Annotated in this window: 17 protein-coding genes; 6 read left to right on the top strand and 11 right to left on the bottom strand. The window is 35.3% G+C overall.

Annotated elements, in window-relative coordinates; translation table 11 throughout:
- Nucleotides 1-66: 66 nt before the first annotated feature.
- On the top strand, nucleotides 67-1,173 hold the full coding sequence (locus C7D53_RS00170; RefSeq protein ID WP_106914428.1) for a serine hydrolase domain-containing protein: 1,107 nt from the start codon (nucleotides 67-69) through the stop codon (nucleotides 1,171-1,173).
- Here C7D53_RS00170 and C7D53_RS00165 read toward each other — a convergent pair.
- Nucleotides 1,157-1,771 (bottom strand): hypothetical protein, encoded by a 615-nt coding sequence (locus C7D53_RS00165; protein ID WP_106914427.1) that lies wholly within the window; start codon nucleotides 1,769-1,771, stop codon nucleotides 1,157-1,159. The genes C7D53_RS00170 and C7D53_RS00165 overlap by 17 nt on opposite strands.
- A 53-nt stretch (nucleotides 1,772-1,824) precedes the next feature.
- A complete protein-coding gene (locus C7D53_RS00160; protein ID WP_106914426.1) occupies nucleotides 1,825-2,148 on the bottom strand; it encodes a PadR family transcriptional regulator in 324 nt (107 codons plus the stop codon).
- 80 nt (nucleotides 2,149-2,228) lie between these two features.
- On the opposite strand from C7D53_RS00160, the gene C7D53_RS00155 reads away from it, so the two are divergent.
- Both C7D53_RS00155 and ruvC read left to right on the top strand, forming a co-directional pair.
- The gene (locus C7D53_RS00155; RefSeq protein ID WP_106914425.1) at nucleotides 2,229-2,753 is read left to right on the top strand and encodes a 2'-5' RNA ligase family protein; all 525 of its coding nucleotides are present in this window, start codon (nucleotides 2,229-2,231) and stop codon (nucleotides 2,751-2,753) included.
- 123 nt (nucleotides 2,754-2,876) lie between these two features.
- Nucleotides 2,877-3,431 (top strand): crossover junction endodeoxyribonuclease RuvC, encoded by a 555-nt coding sequence (gene ruvC / locus C7D53_RS00150; RefSeq protein WP_106914424.1) that lies wholly within the window; start codon nucleotides 2,877-2,879, stop codon nucleotides 3,429-3,431.
- A 35-nt stretch (nucleotides 3,432-3,466) separates the two neighbouring features.
- Here ruvC and C7D53_RS00145 read toward each other — a convergent pair whose 3' ends face one another.
- Nucleotides 3,467-5,380, bottom strand: coding sequence for a zinc-dependent metalloprotease (locus C7D53_RS00145; protein WP_106914423.1), 1,914 nt, complete (start codon nucleotides 5,378-5,380; stop codon nucleotides 3,467-3,469).
- Between the two features lie 223 nt (nucleotides 5,381-5,603).
- Between C7D53_RS00145 and C7D53_RS00140 the strand changes: the two genes are divergently transcribed.
- Nucleotides 5,604-6,674 carry a DUF4407 domain-containing protein gene (locus C7D53_RS00140; RefSeq protein WP_106914422.1) on the top strand — a complete coding sequence of 357 codons (1,071 nt, stop codon included), beginning with the start codon at nucleotides 5,604-5,606 and terminating at the stop codon, nucleotides 6,672-6,674.
- 143 nt (nucleotides 6,675-6,817) lie between these two features.
- Here the strand turns inward: C7D53_RS00140 and C7D53_RS00135 are convergent, their stop codons facing one another.
- The 8 genes from C7D53_RS00135 to C7D53_RS00100 form a co-directional block, all read right to left on the bottom strand.
- Nucleotides 6,818-8,686, bottom strand: coding sequence for a GEVED domain-containing protein (locus C7D53_RS00135; RefSeq protein ID WP_106914421.1), 1,869 nt, complete (start codon nucleotides 8,684-8,686; stop codon nucleotides 6,818-6,820).
- Between the two features lie 371 nt (nucleotides 8,687-9,057).
- On the bottom strand, nucleotides 9,058-10,518 hold the full coding sequence (gene guaB / locus C7D53_RS00130) for an IMP dehydrogenase (protein WP_106914420.1): 1,461 nt from the start codon (nucleotides 10,516-10,518) through the stop codon (nucleotides 9,058-9,060).
- A gap of 178 nt (nucleotides 10,519-10,696) precedes the next feature.
- Nucleotides 10,697-11,203 carry a DUF4252 domain-containing protein gene (locus C7D53_RS00125; protein WP_106914419.1) on the bottom strand — a complete coding sequence of 169 codons (507 nt, stop codon included), beginning with the start codon at nucleotides 11,201-11,203 and terminating at the stop codon, nucleotides 10,697-10,699.
- 10 nt (nucleotides 11,204-11,213) lie between these two features.
- On the bottom strand, nucleotides 11,214-12,494 hold the full coding sequence (locus C7D53_RS00120) for a DUF4252 domain-containing protein (protein WP_106914418.1): 1,281 nt from the start codon (nucleotides 12,492-12,494) through the stop codon (nucleotides 11,214-11,216).
- A gap of 48 nt (nucleotides 12,495-12,542) precedes the next feature.
- Nucleotides 12,543-13,214 (bottom strand): hypothetical protein, encoded by a 672-nt coding sequence (locus C7D53_RS00115; RefSeq protein WP_185126676.1) that lies wholly within the window; start codon nucleotides 13,212-13,214, stop codon nucleotides 12,543-12,545.
- A complete protein-coding gene (locus tag C7D53_RS00110) occupies nucleotides 13,189-13,698 on the bottom strand; it encodes an RNA polymerase sigma factor (protein WP_076355200.1) in 510 nt (169 codons plus the stop codon). Before C7D53_RS00110 ends, C7D53_RS00115 begins: the two co-directional genes overlap by 26 nt.
- 99 nt (nucleotides 13,699-13,797) lie before the next feature.
- Nucleotides 13,798-14,958 (bottom strand): putative sugar nucleotidyl transferase, encoded by a 1,161-nt coding sequence (locus tag C7D53_RS00105; protein WP_185126680.1) that lies wholly within the window; start codon nucleotides 14,956-14,958, stop codon nucleotides 13,798-13,800.
- Nucleotides 14,959-15,062: 104 nt separating this feature from the next.
- Entirely contained in the window at nucleotides 15,063-15,314 is a 252-nt protein-coding gene (locus C7D53_RS00100; RefSeq protein ID WP_027375398.1) for a type B 50S ribosomal protein L31, read from the bottom strand.
- 185 nt (nucleotides 15,315-15,499) lie between these two features.
- Here C7D53_RS00100 and C7D53_RS00095 point away from each other — a divergent pair, with 185 nt between their 5' ends.
- Together C7D53_RS00095 and C7D53_RS00090 are read left to right on the top strand one after the other, a co-directional pair.
- The gene (locus tag C7D53_RS00095) at nucleotides 15,500-16,909 is read left to right on the top strand and encodes a hypothetical protein (protein ID WP_106914416.1); all 1,410 of its coding nucleotides are present in this window, start codon (nucleotides 15,500-15,502) and stop codon (nucleotides 16,907-16,909) included.
- The gene (locus tag C7D53_RS00090; protein ID WP_106914415.1) at nucleotides 16,909-17,235 is read left to right on the top strand and encodes a nucleotide pyrophosphohydrolase; all 327 of its coding nucleotides are present in this window, start codon (nucleotides 16,909-16,911) and stop codon (nucleotides 17,233-17,235) included. The genes C7D53_RS00095 and C7D53_RS00090 overlap by 1 nt, the downstream gene beginning before the upstream one ends.
- Nucleotides 17,236-17,291: the final 56 nt, after the last annotated feature.

Below are 17,291 nucleotides of genomic sequence, written 5' to 3'. Positions count from 1 at the left end.
TCCAATGCTCTTAAAAGTTTCAGTATCTTTAAGAATATCATTTTTAATTTTAAAAAATAAACACCCGTGATCAAAAATTTAGTATTCCTTTTGCCTTTCTGTTTTTTATTTTCCTGTAAAACTGAAACCCCTCTCCCTCCCATTGATAAAAAAGCAGTTATTGATTCCACCATCACCGCTTTTCAAAAGACCCTTTTAGAACAACAGATTGATTCTGTATTTAAAAAATATCAATTCAATGGCAGTGTTGCCGTTTTTAAGGACTCTCTACCATTGTACAGAAAGGAAAGCGGATATTCAGATTTTAAAAGGAAAATAAAAATTGACAGCAGTACTATTTTTGCCATTGGTTCTGTAAGTAAGCAGTTTACCGCTGTTTTGGTTCTTCTTCAGATGGAGCAGGGAAAATTGAATGTTACAGACAAGGTTTCAAAATATCTGAAGGAATTCCAGATTAAAGAGTATCAAAACATCACTATCCATCAGCTTCTGAACCATACTTCCGGATTGAACATGCTGGGTGGAAAACTGATGTTTAAAAGCGGGTCTGATTTCTATTATTCCAACGACGGCTTTAATGCACTAGGAAAAATTGTAGAAACAGTGTCCGGAAAATCATATGATGAAAATGCAGTGGAGCTTTTTAAAAAGGCGGGAATGAGCCATTCTTCTACGGACGAAATTTTTAAAGGAAATAATTTTGCCTCGGCCTATGTTGGCAATGCCGTCAGAGCTGAAGAAGTTCCGAACATGCCGAAAAGACTTGGTGGAAAAGAAATTGGAACTCCTGCCGGAGGGATACTTTCTACCATTCAGGATCTTCATACCTGGAATAATGCCCTTTATGGCGGAAAAATCCTTAAGCCTGAAACCCTCAATCAGTTTATGGCCAAAAGTGCAGAAAGACGACATGCTATCTTTGGAAAAATGGGCTATGCCTACGGAATCATGTTGAACATCGGCAAGCCCAATTCTTATTTTCACAGTGGGTATGTAAAGGGATCTCCGTCCCTAAATATCTATTATCCTGAAACGAAGACCTCTGTTATTATCCTTTCCAATATTGCGGATGAAGAAAAAGGCAAAGGCCTGGTCTTCAAACCCCATATAGAGGTGAAAAAGATCACGGATAATCTTGAAAACACACTAGTGCAGCTTAAATCAAAACACTAGTCTTCTTTGCGTTGTAATAAAGTAACTGAATTTTAACTGCAATAGCGTATAAGAAGAAAATCTTCATTATTCCGCTTCCTGCGTCCGTTACATTATTACCCCAAAACCATGCAACAGAAAAAAGGATAATACCAACGAAGGCATTCTTTAAAATTAAGGGATGAAAGCTAAGTCGTACATAATTGTATAGTCTCATTTTTCCAAATACAAGGTTATACCCCAGAAGTACTCCCATAATGCTTAATAATGAAATCTGAGAATACCTGAATACATTGGAATTGCTGTACATAAACACTGCAAGAAGCAATGAAAAAGCAACAGCAGAAAAGGTAATGGTCTTAAATCTTTTCTGAATCACTGATTTTTCAATTCTTGCGATCTTTCTGGATGATAGAAAATCTGCTTTCACCATATTTAATTCTTTCTTCCAGCTCATTTTTGCCTGTTGGAAAGCGTCCTGAAAACTGATGTTTTTCTCTTCCTGTTGTACTGAAATCTGTTCTATGAAATGATCTTTAATTTCAATAAACAATTCAGAATTTAAATTCTTAGATAAAAGATATCTTTCGATCTCCTTTTCCTGATTGATTGCCATCATAGTAAAATGAATTATTAGTTTAAATATTTATTGGATTGGTTAAATACAGCTTATTAGATACTGAATATTGTCTGCAGATTGATAAGATAACTTTTCATCTCACTTTCCTGTTCTGCCTGCTGCTTTTTCCCTTTTTCAGTCAGTAAATAGTATTTCCGGTCTCTACCGTTAATCTTTTGAATTTCCGAAGTGATCATTCCATCGGCCTCCAGTTTATGCAGTAGAGGATAAAGGGCTCCCTCCGTCATTTCAAGCTCTCCCTGAGTAAGCTCCTTGGCTCTCTGGGTAATCTGGTAACCATACATTTTAACTTCCCTGGAAAGTAATTTCAAAATGATATTCTGTAATGTTCCTTTATAAAGACTGTTCTTTTTCATGGAGTAATTTTAATATATTGCAAACATATGCATAATTTTCTTATGTATCAAAATTTATTTTAAAATTTTAAATTTACTTTATGAAAAAAATGTATTTCATTGCCATTTATCCACCTCAGGAAATTATTGAAGAAGTTAGGGTTTTTAAAAGAGATCTTGCGGTTTCATATAGCAATACCATGGCATTGAAGAATGATGCTCACATCACTCTTTTCCCTCCTTTTTCCAGAGAATTAGAATTGGAAAGTGATATTCATGTAGCTTTTCAAAAAATTAATACCAGTCTATCACCCTTTGAAATGGATTTAAATGGATTTGGTAGTTTCCCTAACCCAAAAAACCCTGTTATTTTTGTACATCCTGAAAATAATGTTCATTTAACTGAGCTTTACCATAGAGTAAATCAGCAGTTTAATTTTACAAAATATTCATTTAATCCACATATGACAGTAGGCTACAGAGATCTGACATGGGAAAACTATCTGAATGCATGGGAAGAATATAAGGAAAAAGAATATAAAACTAAATTCATAGTTGAGAAAATTTTACTGCTTCGTCATGATGGTAAATGGGTTCCTATTGCTGAAAAACACTTGACAGATTAGAAGGATGAATGGGTGGAAGAATCATCTTAGATTCTATAAAAACCCTTTAAATTCTTATTGAAGTGAAGTACTGAACTATTTTCAGTTTCTATTGTTATTTTATAAAGTCATATCTTTGAACCAATGATTTCAGAGAAGATAATTTTAGGTATTGACCCCGGCACCGCCATCATGGGATTTGGTCTTATTTCCGTTAAAAAAGGTAAAATGGAAATGATTTCTATTCACGAACTTATCCTAAAAAAATACCCCAATCACGAAACCAAGCTCAAATATATTTTTGAAAAAACACTGGCTCTTATTGATGAGTTTCATCCTGATGAAGTAGCACTGGAAGCTCCTTTCTTTGGAAAAAATGTACAGAGTATGCTAAAATTGGGACGTGCACAGGGAGTAGCCATGGCTGCCAGCCTATATAGAAATATTCCCATTACGGAATATTCTCCTAAGAAGATCAAAATGGCAATTACAGGAAATGGTAATGCGAGTAAGGAACAGGTCGCAGGAATGCTTCAAAATCTTCTTAATTTAAAAGAATTTCCCACCAAATATCTGGATGCTTCTGACGGGCTTGCTGTTGCCGTATGTCATCACTTCAATTCTGGGACTATTACAGATACAAAATCTTACTCAGGCTGGGAAAGCTTTTTAAAGCAGAATCCCAATAGATTAAAATAAAGAAAGCCCTTTTACAAGGGCTTTTTTACTTAGTTTTAGTTGTTCAAGAATTTCTTAGATTCTTTCTTATTTTTATCAGAGTAATTAATGATATATGCTCCTTTAGGAAGCGATCTATCAATCTGAACTTCATTTGTCTTGGTATTTCCTTTCTGAATAAGCTTACCGCTTAGGTCATAGATCTGGTAATCTCCAAATATGTCATTTCTTCCAGCTAATCTTAATTTATTTTCAGCTTTCAGATAGACTAATTTTGATTCTGTATTACCAGTAACTTCAGAAGTTCCCAAACCTCCCATAATTCTCACTGCATAGTCTTCCATTTGACCATATTGTAATTGAGAGCAAGCAGTAACATCAGGAAGTGCTGCACCAGCATAGGTTGCTGCGTCTACCGCAATTCTCATTCTTAGGTAAGTATTGGTAACAGCTCCTGCCGGAGGAGTAATATTGGTAGTAATGGTAGTCCCTCCTCCAGATGCTATAGTAGCGGAAGTATTGTTTACCACTAACTCAGATTCTTCGAATGAACCATTGTTATTATAATCTATCCAAACCTTGGTTTTAAATTTATCAGCCTGATTAAAGCCATTGTCATACCCAACTTTTAACGCTGTGCTTCCAGCTAAAGGAATATCAGTATAGTAAGCAGGTCTTATACAGTTTGCGGCAGTGTAATCATCATAAAACTTAGGAGCTGGTTCATCTGAATCATATCCGTTAGTTAAACTTCCAATAGATCCAAAGCTCACTCTTGTTGGTCCAATCGCAAAGTTATTGTTAGCAGGGTGTGTAATTCCTGCCGGATTACATTGAGCTGCCACTACAGAAACAGGAGACGGAATTACAACAGAAAGATCTTTACCAGCTGTTGAATTAAGTAGATTTTTTCTGTTCTCCATCATCAACATGATAGCTCTTTCTCTCTGGCCTGCTGTAAATTTTCTTTCCGTATTAGAATAGTTCATAATATTATACTGAACCCCTTGATAATTTACCCCGGTACAAGGATTAATAGCTGTGTTAGCAGGTGCCGGATTCTGATAGAAAGCAGCCCCGGAAACTTCAGTATCACAAACCCTGTCATTATCTATTGTACAGTCTGTTTGAGCAGGAGGACAATATCCAGCATTTCCACTTGTTACAGTATAATTCCCCCCCTGGAAAGTGTGATAAAGACCAAACGCGTGCCCTAGTTCATGCGTAAGTGTTGTATCATTGGAATTTTTGATGGTAGCTACTTTCATGAAACTTTCATAAAAATAATCATAGGTCTCGGGGAACCTTGCATATCCCATCAACCCACCAGAATTTAGCTGTTGACCGTTAAATCCAATGATAACATAAATATTAAAATAAGAGCCTTCTGGCCAATGCGGAGCCAATGCTTTAATATCAGCATCACTTGCACCACTACCTCCAGAACCTTGCTTTACGCCACTGGCATCATATTGAGGAATCGGGCTTCCGTTATATCGTACAATACCGTTTGTAGCTGTACAGGTTGGTGATCTTTTTGCTAAAACTAATTTAAAAGGCATTACATTTCCTCCATCTATACCTGGGCCTTCTGGATAGAAACCATTACCGTAAGTAGTTGCATACATTTTATTTGCCCTGTCAATCCAGTCTGTAATCTCCTGATCTGTCAGTGATAAATTTGCATTTGCAGCTGCTTTAGATTCAATAACATGTACTACAACAGGAATTTCATATACCTCACCGGTATATAACCCGTTCCAGGATGTTCCACCCCCTACTTTATTCAGATAGTCATGCTTATCAATTTTTCTAAGCTTTTGTTCTGTCTCTTCTCTTCTCTTTTTCAGTTCAGGAAACTGAGCATCCATTCTTCTTAATTCATCATCAAATCCACAAGCATGTTCGTGGCTCTGTGAAAAAACATTAATAAACAACAAAACCGCAGAAACAATAGTAATTTTCTTCATATTGATCTTTTTTTTTGATTATATAAAAGCAAAAATATCATTTTTAATCTAATTAACTCAAAAACAAAAATATTTTTTTTATTATTTATACAATTCAATCCAGTTTATCCAACCTATTATAAATCAACATTTTGATATTTTTAGCCAAATTACTTGGTAAAACATAATACTATCTTTTACATTGGTATGATTTTTAATACTACATTTGTATAAATTTTCAGTTATGAAAACAAACCAACAAACTATAAATCAAGCGAATCATAAAATAAACTGGTTCCAAAAGTTTCTAATGGTCTGTTCTGGCGGGAACATCCATATTTTAAGAAAAACTCCAAGTGAATGGAATAAATTTTCAGGGATTGGAGGAATTGTACTTTTTACTGCAGTATTTGCTACTTTATCTGCAGGTTATGCTATGTATACGGTATTTGACAACATCTTGGCCTCTGTAGGTTTTGGAATTTTGTGGGGATTGATGATCTTTAACCTTGACCGATATATTGTTTCCTCTATTAAAAAAACAGGAACATGGTGGAATCAGATACTCATGTCTATCCCCCGATTGATTCTTGCTACTTTTCTAGGAATTATTATTTCAAAACCTCTGGAGCTTAAAATTTTTGAAAAGGAGGTTAATAAGCAATTAAATACCATTATTCAAAGAAATAAAAAGCAGCTTCAGGGAGAAATGAGTGGAAGAATTCTTCAACAAAGCGGGCCTTTTGAAACAGAAAAGAACCAGATCTCTGAAAAAATAGCTCTGTATCAAAAATCATATGATTCTGCATCTGTGGAACTGGAAAAGGAAATCTTGGGAAAACAATCCGGTTTAACCAGCGGAAAAGAAGGTTTTGGTCCTAATGCTAAACGTAAGCAACAATTGAAGGAACAAAGAAGACAGGATCTTGAAAATTACCAGAAACAGGCAGCTCCAAGATTGCAATATCTGGATCAGGAAATCTCAAAGGTCTATACAAATCTGGAAACAGAAAGAAAATCTACAGAAACCTTTGAGGATAAATTCAATGGTTTTGCAGCAAGGCTTCAGGCTTTGGATGAACTTGGAAAGAATTCGGCCATTATAGGGCTTGCAGCTACGTTTATTATGGGATTATTTATCTGTCTTGAAATTTCACCTGTTTTGGTAAAATTAATCTCTCATGTAGGTCCTTATGATTATCTTTTAGAGAAAACAGAAAATGACTTCCGTCTTTATTCTAAAGAAAAAATTGAAAAAGGGAATGCTCTGACAGATTTCCGTGTTGAAGATTTCAAGGATAATTTAAAAAGCTAATATATACGTATTGTATATTGAATAATTAAAATCACAAAGCTTTCGGAATTTCCGGAAGCTTTTTTTGAATAAATATTGAATTCGGAATACTAAAAAAATGCCCCCATTAAATGGAGGCATTATTATTTATAAATTGATTAAAATTATTTAATGATCAATTTAGAAGTTTTATTCTCTTTTCCGTTAGAAACCTGAATCATATAAACTCCTTTTTCAAGTTGTTGATTTACTTTGAAAACACCATTTCTTTCTTCAGATACAGATGGACTTGCCACCAATCTTCCAGACATATCAGAAATTGAAACTTTCAAGTTCTTAGCATTTTTAGCCTTGATGAAAATTTTCTCTCCTGTAGCAACAGGGTTAGGATAAATTGTTAAATCACCATTATCAGCTTTCACCTCACTTGTTCCTAGGTTGGTAACAAATCTCACTGTATAATCTTCAATCTGACCATACTTTAATTGTCCACAAGGAGCCATCCCTGGATTATCATCATCTACAAGTACTCTCATTCTAAGTGGAGTATTAAGCACTACTGTAGCAGGAGCTGTAACTGTAGTAGTGTAGATACCTATTGCTGTAGCTGGATCCGCAACAATATTGTCACCAGAACCAACAAGCTCAGAAGCTTCAAATGTTCCGTTATTATTGAAATCAATCCATACTCTCACATCATTCTCTGAACCAGACACGTTAACCTGAAGATTATGTGTACCGGTTGCTGAAAGCTCCGTAGATGTAGCTTTCAAGCAGCTTGTCCCTGTATAATCTTCATAAAAGTTAGGTGCACCAGCCCAAAATCCTACAGAACCATTATTTATATTTCCTAGCTTTACCAATGTAGGCCCTACAAAATAATTAGCAGGAGTTATTACCCCAGTTGGGTTACATGTAGCAGCAATAGGAGTTCCAATAGAGGTAGTTGCAGAAGGTGCAGTTGCCCCCAATGAAGTACTTAATGCCCCTCTTAATAAGAAGAAATTAAGAGATGCTTTGTCGTGTTGCCCATTTGTAAATTTGAATGCATTCGGGTTTGTATAATTCATCATATTATACTGTACTCCCTGATAATTAGTTCCTGTACAATAATTCATATCATTATTGGTAGGTGCTGGATCATTAAGTAAACTTCTTGATCTTTCTGTATCACAAACCCCATCATCATCTACAGTGCAGTCGTTAGTAGTTGGTGGGCAAAAATTAGTAGTAGTATCTCCTTGTGGAGCGTCAGGGTCTACATTTCCGAAAGTATGAAGTAATCCCATACTATGTCCAAACTCATGAGCTAAAGTAATATCATCCTGTAGTGTCACTACAAAAGACTTCATGAAAGATTCGTATGCAGAATCAGGATTTTGAGGCAGGCCTGCCCATCCCATAATTCCATATTGCCCTCCTCCATCTACTTTATTCATAATATAGATATTAAAATAAGAAGCTTCTGGCCAATGCGGGGCAATCGTTTTTACCTGTGTAGTAGTAACTCCATTTGCTCCATTACGCTTTACTCCATAATCATTATATCCTGCAAGTGTACCTCCATTGTATCTGATGATTCCTGTAGTTGCATTACAATTAGGATCTCTTTTAGCCAAAACTAGTTTTATTGGCATTGTAGCTGCATTTCCAAAATCAGCAGGAACGCCTTGAGCCCATTGATAAGTACCAGCATACATTGCATTACAACGATCCAGCCACGCCTGAATTTGAGCATCACTTTTATTATAAGAAGAGCCTATAGCAGCATCAGTAGGTGCTATTACGTGTACCACTACCGGAATTTCGTAAACTCCATCCACCGTTTTAAAAGCAGCACCCCCATTCTTCGCATTACTTTTCTGATTAGAATCTACAATACGGTTGCGGATATTACGAATCATTTCGTCAATTTCCTTATTCTGTTTTTGATAATTTTTTTGTTCTTTATCAAATTCACACCACTCTTTTTTTTGCTGTGCTGATACAGAAAGGGAAAGTAGCAATGCCCCACAAAGGATAGTTTTCTTCATTTCAATAATTTTTAAAAAGTTTTAAATTCACAACTTTATCTAAAGTAAAATCAGATATACATAATTCACATTAGCTAAAAATGAATAAAATCCAAATATTTAATACAGTAAGTAGAAAAAAACTCCAATTTGTTACACTTTCTATTTTTTTTATTTCGCAATAATTAAAATATTTTCTTGAAAATAAAATTAAAAGAAAGCTTATTTAAGGTTAAAATTCACTTTTAAAGTAATTTATTAAAAGCACAACACATCAAGACAACAATCTATCAATCAATACAAAAATTACTAAAACAACACTTAATCATCAATTAACTCCAAAAAAAAGCCGCACTTTTGTGCGGTTTTTATAGTACTATTTAAATTATTTTTTAAAAAGAATAATTCGGAGCTTCTTGGGTGATAATTACATCATGCGGGTGCGATTCTTTCAATCCGCTTCCTGTTATCATTACTAATTTGGAATCTTTTTGCAGAACTTCAATATCCTTAGCTCCACAATATCCCATACCTGCTCTCAGACCACCAGTCAATTGGAAGATTACATCTTCTAATTTTCCTTTGTGTGGTACTCTTCCTTCAATTCCTTCCGGAACGAATTTTTTAGCTTCACTTTGGAAATATCTTTCTTTTCCTCCTCTCTTCATTGCAGAAAGACTTCCCATTCCCTGGTAAGACTTGAATTTTCTTCCCTGGAAAATAATTTCCTCTCCTGGTGCTTCATCAGTACCGGCTAAAAGAGAACCTAACATTACTGCTCCTGCTCCACTTGCAATAGCTTTTACAATATCTCCGGAAAGCTTGATTCCTCCATCAGCAATTACAGTTACATTTTGAGATTTTGCGTATTCGTACACATTATAAATAGCTGATAGCTGTGGTACTCCAACTCCGGCAACCACTCTGGTTGTACAGATTGAACCTGGACCAACTCCTACCTTAAGAACATTTGCTCCTGCCTTAATAAGATCTTTTGCAGCTTCAGCAGTTACAATATTTCCTCCTACGATATCCAGATTAGGATACGCTTTTCTGATTTCAGAAATTTTATCCAATACCCCTTTAGAATGTCCGTGAGCTGAATCAATTGCGATAATATCTACACCTGCCTGAACAAGGGCCTGAATTCTATCCAATGTATCTTCTCCAACTCCAACTCCTGCTCCTACAATAAGGCGACCGTTGTCATCTTTATTTGCATTTGGATATTCCAACTGATTATCAATATCCTTGATGGTAATTAATCCAACAAGTTTATTATCCTTATCTACGATAGGCAATTTTTCTACTCTGTTTTTAAGAAGAATTTCTTTTGCCTTTTCAAGGTTGGTATCTTTGTCTGAAGTGATCAAGTTTTCCTTGGTCATAATCTCCTCCACTTTCATATCAAGATTCTCCTGATACTTTACATCTCTGTTGGTAATGATTCCAATAAGAACATTATTGGGGTCTACTACCGGAAGACCAGAAATTTTGAATTTTGACATCAGTTCTTTAGCTTCTGCTAAAGTATGATCTTTTGAAAGGGTCACCGGATCAGAAATCATTCCGTTTTCGGAACGTTTCACACGGTTTACTTGCGCTGCCTGCTCGGCAATCGTCATGTTTTTGTGAATAAAGCCTAACCCTCCAACTCTTGCTAATGCAATGGCCAGATCAGCTTCAGTAACGGTGTCCATAGCAGCGGAAACTATCGGAACATTCAGCGTGATTTTGTCGGTAAGTCTTGATTTTAATGAAACCTGGTTAGGTAAAACTTCTGAATAAGAAGGGACTAGAAGAACGTCATCGAAAGTGATGGCTGTCTCTACAATTTTGTTATGAATAGACATCTTTACTTTCTTTGCAAAATTAGGTTATTTTAATGACATATGAAAATCATTTTTAATAGTTTAAATAAAAATTAATAATCAACAAGTTAAATCGAAAAACCGCCCTTTTTAAGAGCGGTTTTCCTTTACAAAATAAATTTAGTATGTCTGAAACTACTTGCTTTCTATTATAATTGTATTAATTATCCACAGAAATAGAACTAATCATTCTTGAAATATCATCAGGAGTAAAGTTTCCTTTTACATCTACAAATACCATTTCTTTACTATTAGAATCTAAGGTGATCAACATATTTTTAATGGCATCCCCATCCTGTTTTACACGAATATTGATATTATCTCCATCATGCTTTATGGTAGCCCATTCCTCATAGTGGTTATCCTGCAAATATTGAGCATAGTCACGAAGCATTTGCTTATTACCATTGGCAACTGTAAGCAGTTTTATTTTAGAGGTTTTTTTAACAAGATTGATCGCTTCCTCATCTTTTCCTTTTTCTCTCAGAGATTTCTTAATATAGGATTTGGCTAAAAACATGGGTACATTAATACTCATAAATGTAGCCCCTTTAAAGTCATATTTAGAATTCGAAAAGAAAGCCATATTAGGTTTTTCCGAAACAATACAGGATTGAAGCATTCCTATTGTCAGGATAGCAAGAAAAAAGTTTTTAAGAGTTTTCATGGTGATGATTTTAGTCCATTGGTTTTAATAATCCTCCTGAGGTTTTGCTAATATTTGCATCTATTTCAGGTCTTCCTTTATATCTTACAGATCCTCCGGAAGAGGCTCTTACCTTTAGTTTATCGGACACATTTACGCTAAGATTTCCTCCGGAAGTAGCTTCTGTTTCAAGATAAGTAAACTTCAGCTCATCAGCTTTACATAATGCTCCACTGCTAATATCAATGGTTCCGGAATCTGCTTTTCCACTCAAACTGATATTGGAGCCGCTTGAACTTTTTACATCAATATTTCCAGCTGTAATTCCTGCTCTGATATTGGAACCTGAAGAGACTGAAATAGTGGCCGCATTTGATACTTTGAAATCACCAGTAATATTAGAACCGGATGAAGCATCAATCTTCATGTTTTTTTCCTGAATAGAGTTTACAATGGTAAGGTTAGAGCCAGAAGACACATCAATATCTTCCATTCTTGGAGAGGATACGTTAACGCTTAGATTTTTGAATCTCAGATTTCTTACCCCTTTATTATCAATATAAATTTTTAAAATACCATTCTCCACCTTGGTAATAATGTATTCTAATTTATCTGAATCAGCAATCACTTTTACACTGGTTGGTTTTTCTTGTTTAAAGATTACGTTTACACCTGTACTTACGCGAATCCCTGAAAAATCACCTACGTTTCTCGCTTCCCCGTTAAGGTAAGACGAATTATTATCTGAGGTAAGATTATTTCTTGTGCTGGAAATTGGATTCTTCTTGGTTTCACTGGAATTAATGATTTTGCTCACATCATCCATAGAAAGCTTTCCGTCCAGCATTACAAAAATACTTTCCCCGCTTCCTCCGTCAATACTTAATAACAAATCATCCAAAATTCCATTTTTAGCTTCTGCGGATAAAAACTTCACTTTAGCTCCGGCATTATTCACCGACATGATTTCGCTGTAGTTCAGATTCTTTAAGTAAGAGGAAATATCTTTACTTAGCTGAGACATATTTGTTTGAATCTTACGCCCTTCAGCGGTATTTCCCTTTTCCTGATTTTCGGTGATCAGAATCTTAAGTCCGTTAATCTTTGACAATAGCGGTTTAATCTGATCTAGCTGAGAGTCATCAATATTGAGACTGCTAAGCATCCCGAACATTGGTTTCGCAATCTTAATGGAGGTTACTCCTTCTACCTCTTGATATTTGTCAAAAAGCTGATCAAATTTATCTTTTTGTCCATATACATTAAAGAAATGGGAAAAAGCAAGAGCGAATATTATGAATAGTTTTTTCATGAGTCAATTTTATTTTTTTTAAGTTAATGATGGCAACTGTTGTTCTGATTAATAATCATCGTCTACCACCGTAGGCTGTGCCAATTTTTCACTAACGTTATTTGCAAATATCTGAAATGAGTATTTTGTTACATTAATTGCTTCTTCTACATTGTCAATTCTTTTTCCGTTTACAATAACGTAAGAATTTTCATAGCCTGTAGAATCTTTAGACATATTGTTTTTAAAAGGAGAATTATCCGCGTATCTTGGCTTTCTTTCCTTTTTAAGCCTGCCTCTTTTTGGCAATATTTCATCCATAACATCTTTTTCAGCTACATGATTATCCTGAAATATGGAATCTTTTTTTGTTCCTGAAATAGAATCGGTGTGGTTAACCGCTACCTGTTCCTGGTGTTCATTATTTTCTTCAATGAATCTGGATTTTTGTCTTAAGACTTCATTCTTCACCAGTTGTTCTTTATCCTGAGTATCTGCTTCAGAATTATTATTAAGGAAAAGCCCTATCCCAAAGACCAGCATTACACTAGCGGCCATCCAGAACCATTTGGGAAAGGAGGGTCTTTTCGGTTCTTCCAATGGAATAATTGGAGTTATATTTCCTTCGGGTTCTGCACTTTCTGCTTTCTGAAGAAAATCCTCAAAGCTCCAGTCCATTTTTTCTTCCTTTATATCCCGGAAGACTTCGTTGTATTTATCTTGTAATTGATCTTTTTTCATAGCTCATCAGTTGTGAGATTTGTTCTTTTACTTTTTGTCTCGCTCGCATAAGGTTTACCCTTACTGCATTTTCCTCCATTTCCAGCATTTCAGAAATTTCGGAAACATCATACTCTTCTACATCTTTCAAGTGGATAACCATCTTCTGTTTTTCGGGGAGCTGGTTGATAAATCCTATGATATAGTCCTTAAGATTATCAACGTCCATACTGTAAAGCTCTGACCGATGAAGTTGCATATCCGCAAAGCCTATCTTCACATCGTGATGCTTCAGCCGGTTCAGGCATTCATTACGAACAGACTTCAGCGCATAGGATTTAAAGTTTCCAAATTGCTCAAGTTCATCCCTTTTCTGCCAGAACTTCATCATAAGATCCTGTACTACATCTTCTGCCTCATCACTACTCATGACGAATCGCTTCGCAAAACGATACATCTCGTCTTTGAGAATAAACACCGTATTCTTGAAAGTTTCTTGGGTCATGAGTTTTGTTTCTTATAGGTAAGACAACTGCTGTTTCAAATCTATTACATCAAAAATAAAAAAACTTCAAAAAAAATTGAAGTTTTTATTATAATTAGATTAATACGTATCAAAAATATGTTTCAGAATAGCCTTATCCTCCTCTGTTAAAGGGACTTTCCGTCTTGCCATTGCTCTTTCAGCCACCTCATAAACTTTATCCAGTCGGAATCTTTCATCATCCTTTAATCCTCCCCATGAGAAATTCTCTACAAGATTGGGTGGAAAACCAGGTTTGAAGATATTGGAAGCAACTCCAATCACAGTTCCTGTATTCAATTGAGTATTGATTGCTGTTTTGGAATGATCTCCAACAACAAGACCTGCAAACTGCAATCCGGTATCTTCGAAAGCCTTGGTTCTATAATTCCATAGCTTAACATGGCTATAGTTATTTTTAAGATTGGAAGAATTGGTATCTGCTCCAAAATTACACCATTCGCCAATTACTGAGTTTCCTATAAACCCTTCGTGTCCTTTGCTTGTGTACCCGAAGATGATAATATTATTCACCTCTCCTCCTACTTTACAGTGTGGCCCAATGGTAGTTGCCCCATAGATTTTTGAACCCAGGTTAAATTTAGAATCATCACCCAGTGTGATCGGTCCACGGAGGTTACACCCTTCCATAACTTCTGCATTTTTACCAATATAAATCTTACCGGTCTTGGTATTCAATGTTGAAAATTCAATTTGGGCCCCCTCTTCAATGAATAAGTCTTTTTTATCACCTAAAAATCCGTTTGTTGAAGATAATTCCTGCGAAGTTCTTCCTTTGGTAATCAGGTCAAAGTCAAAATCAATTGCGTGATGGTTATAGGTAAACAGGTCGGTTGGTTTTTTAAAGAAAATAAGTTCTTCTTTAATATCAGTCATTTTTTCAATCTGATGTAAAGAAAATCCTTTCATATTAATTTTTGCAGCCACCAATTCATCTTCGTAAACCAAAGCTTCCCCTTGTTTAAGATCCTTGATTTGTTGAATTACTGTTTCTGTAGGCAGAAAGTTCGGAACCAGAAAAAGACTTTCCTTTTCTTCCGGGGCTTTAAATTTATCCTGCAGATACATTTCTGTAAAATAAGAAACTTCTGTATTCTCCAGAATTTTCTGCCATCTTTCTGAAAATGTAAGAATACCACATCGCATTGCTGCAACTGGTCTGGTAAAAGTAAGTGGAAGAAAGTCTTCCCAATATTGTGCGTCTGAAAATACTAATTGCATCATTCAGTTTTAAGTTTAAGGTTTAAAGATCTAGATTAACAAATTTACAATAAAAAAAGTCTCCCAAAAATTGGAAGACTTTAATATTTTAATTGTACAAAAAATTACTTAGCGAATTTTTTGTATTTGTTCATGAACTTATCAACTCTACCTGCAGTGTCAACTAATTTCACTTTACCAGTATAGAAAGGGTGAGAAGTTGAAGAGATCTCCATTTTGATTAGAGGGTACTCTTGTCCTTCGAACTCGATAGTGTCTTTTGTTTCTGCAGTAGACTTGCAAAGAAACACCTCGTCGTTACTCATATCTTTGAAAACAACAAGTCTATAATTTTCTGGGTGGATTCCGTTTTTCATAATACTTTTTTTTAAAAAAATTAAGTTTGCTTTCGAAATAGTAATGGATATTTCTCTGCTAAATTTTAGGTTGCAAAAATACAACATTTTTTCTAATTTCCAAATACTGAATCCAATATTTTTTTATTGATAAGAAATTCAAAGTATTTTCGTTAAATTTGGAACTTACTTAAACTTTAATTTCGATGAAATTCAAATTATTACTGGCTTTTTCTTTTTGGATGCTACTTGTTGCAGTATCATGTAATAAGGATGATATTACCTTTGATGCTCCTTCGCAGGAGTTAAGATTTTCAAGAGACACGGTATTCTGTGACACGGTATATCACCAGGTACGTTCAGAAACCTATGTAGTAAAGGTATATAATAATGAAGACAAAGATATTCTGATCCCAAGAGTAAATCTTGAAAAAGGAGCAGCATCGTTATATAGAATTAATGTAGATGGAAAACCAGGGTATGATTTTAAGGATGTTCCTTTGAGAAAAAAAGACAGTCTCTATATATATGTGGAGATAGCACCACAGGCAACAGGACCTGAAGCCATTGCTGAGGACAAGGTTCTTTTTTCCGGACCTACCGGACAGCAGCATGTTACCCTATTCTCAGTCGTTCAGGATGCAGAATTTTTTATTCAGACTCCTACCAATCCTAATATAATTTCCAGTTCTACCACATGGACTAATAATAAAGCGAAAATTATCTACGGGGATCTTAGTCTTGCTTCTAATGTAACTTTAGATATAGATCCGGGTACCAAGGTATATTTCCATAAAAACAGTGGAATGAAAGTCTCTTCCAATGCTGTTTTAAATATTAATGGGACAAAGGATAACCAAGTTATTCTTCGTGGGGACAGAAATGACCCTTATTATGATACTATTTCTAAAAACTGGAACTCCATAAGAATGGAGGCTAATTCTATCCTTAATATGAATCATGCAAGACTCTTTGGCGGAACAAGGGGTCTGGAAATGAAGCAAACCAATGCTTCCATCACCAATTCATTTATCCATACTTTCTTTGAGTACGGAATTTATGCTGTAAATTCTAAGGTGAATGCCAATAATCTTGTGATGAACAATTGTGGATTATCATGTATTGGAATTTTCAAAGGAGGAAATCATAATTATACTCATGCAACAATTGCCAACTACTCCAAATCAATGGGAACATTTGACAGAAATGGAGTCTTTGCAACGAATGAGTGGAAAAATGATGCCGGCCAAATAGAACAGGGCGCTTTACAGCAGCTTAATATAAGAAACAGTATTATTTACTCTGACAGGGATAATTCTGTTCAGTTTGAACCTACACCCGGACAACAGTTTGAATATCTTATTCAAAATTGTTTAATAAAATATTCCGGTCCATCCGAAGCTGGTTTCTCTTTTGAGAATAATACGAATATCGTACAAACAATTAGAAATGTGGAACCTGAGTTTGTGAACTATTTTATGGCAAAAATGAACTTAAGAGTAAAAACTACTTCTCCGGCTATCGGAAAAGGAAATGTTTCCGTAGCGGGAACTGTACCTTTTGACATTGTCAATGTATCAAGAACCACTAACCCTACTCTTGGAGCTTATCAATAATGGAAATTACCCAACTACAACAACAGGTTGATGAGTGGATTAAAACCATCGGTGTAAGATATTTTAATGAGCTGACCAACATGGCCATGCTAACTGAGGAAGTAGGCGAAGTAGCCAGAATCATCGCAAGAAGATATGGTGAACAGAGTGAAAAGGAAAGTGACAAAACCAAAGACCTGGGAGAAGAACTCGCAGATGTACTTTTTGTAACACTATGTCTGGCCAATCAGACCGGAGTGAATCTACAGGAAGCATTCGACAAGAAAATGAAGATTAAAACTGACCGTGATAAAGATCGGCATCAGAATAATGAAAAATTAAAATAGAGAAAGTTCTCAGATAACAGATCTCGGATCGTAAACTCTGATATCTGTTATCTGGT

Source organism: Chryseobacterium aurantiacum, from assembly GCF_003020585.1.
Lineage (GTDB): Bacteria > Bacteroidota > Bacteroidia > Flavobacteriales > Weeksellaceae > Chryseobacterium > Chryseobacterium aurantiacum.
This window is presented reverse-complemented; position numbering and strand designations above follow the sequence as displayed.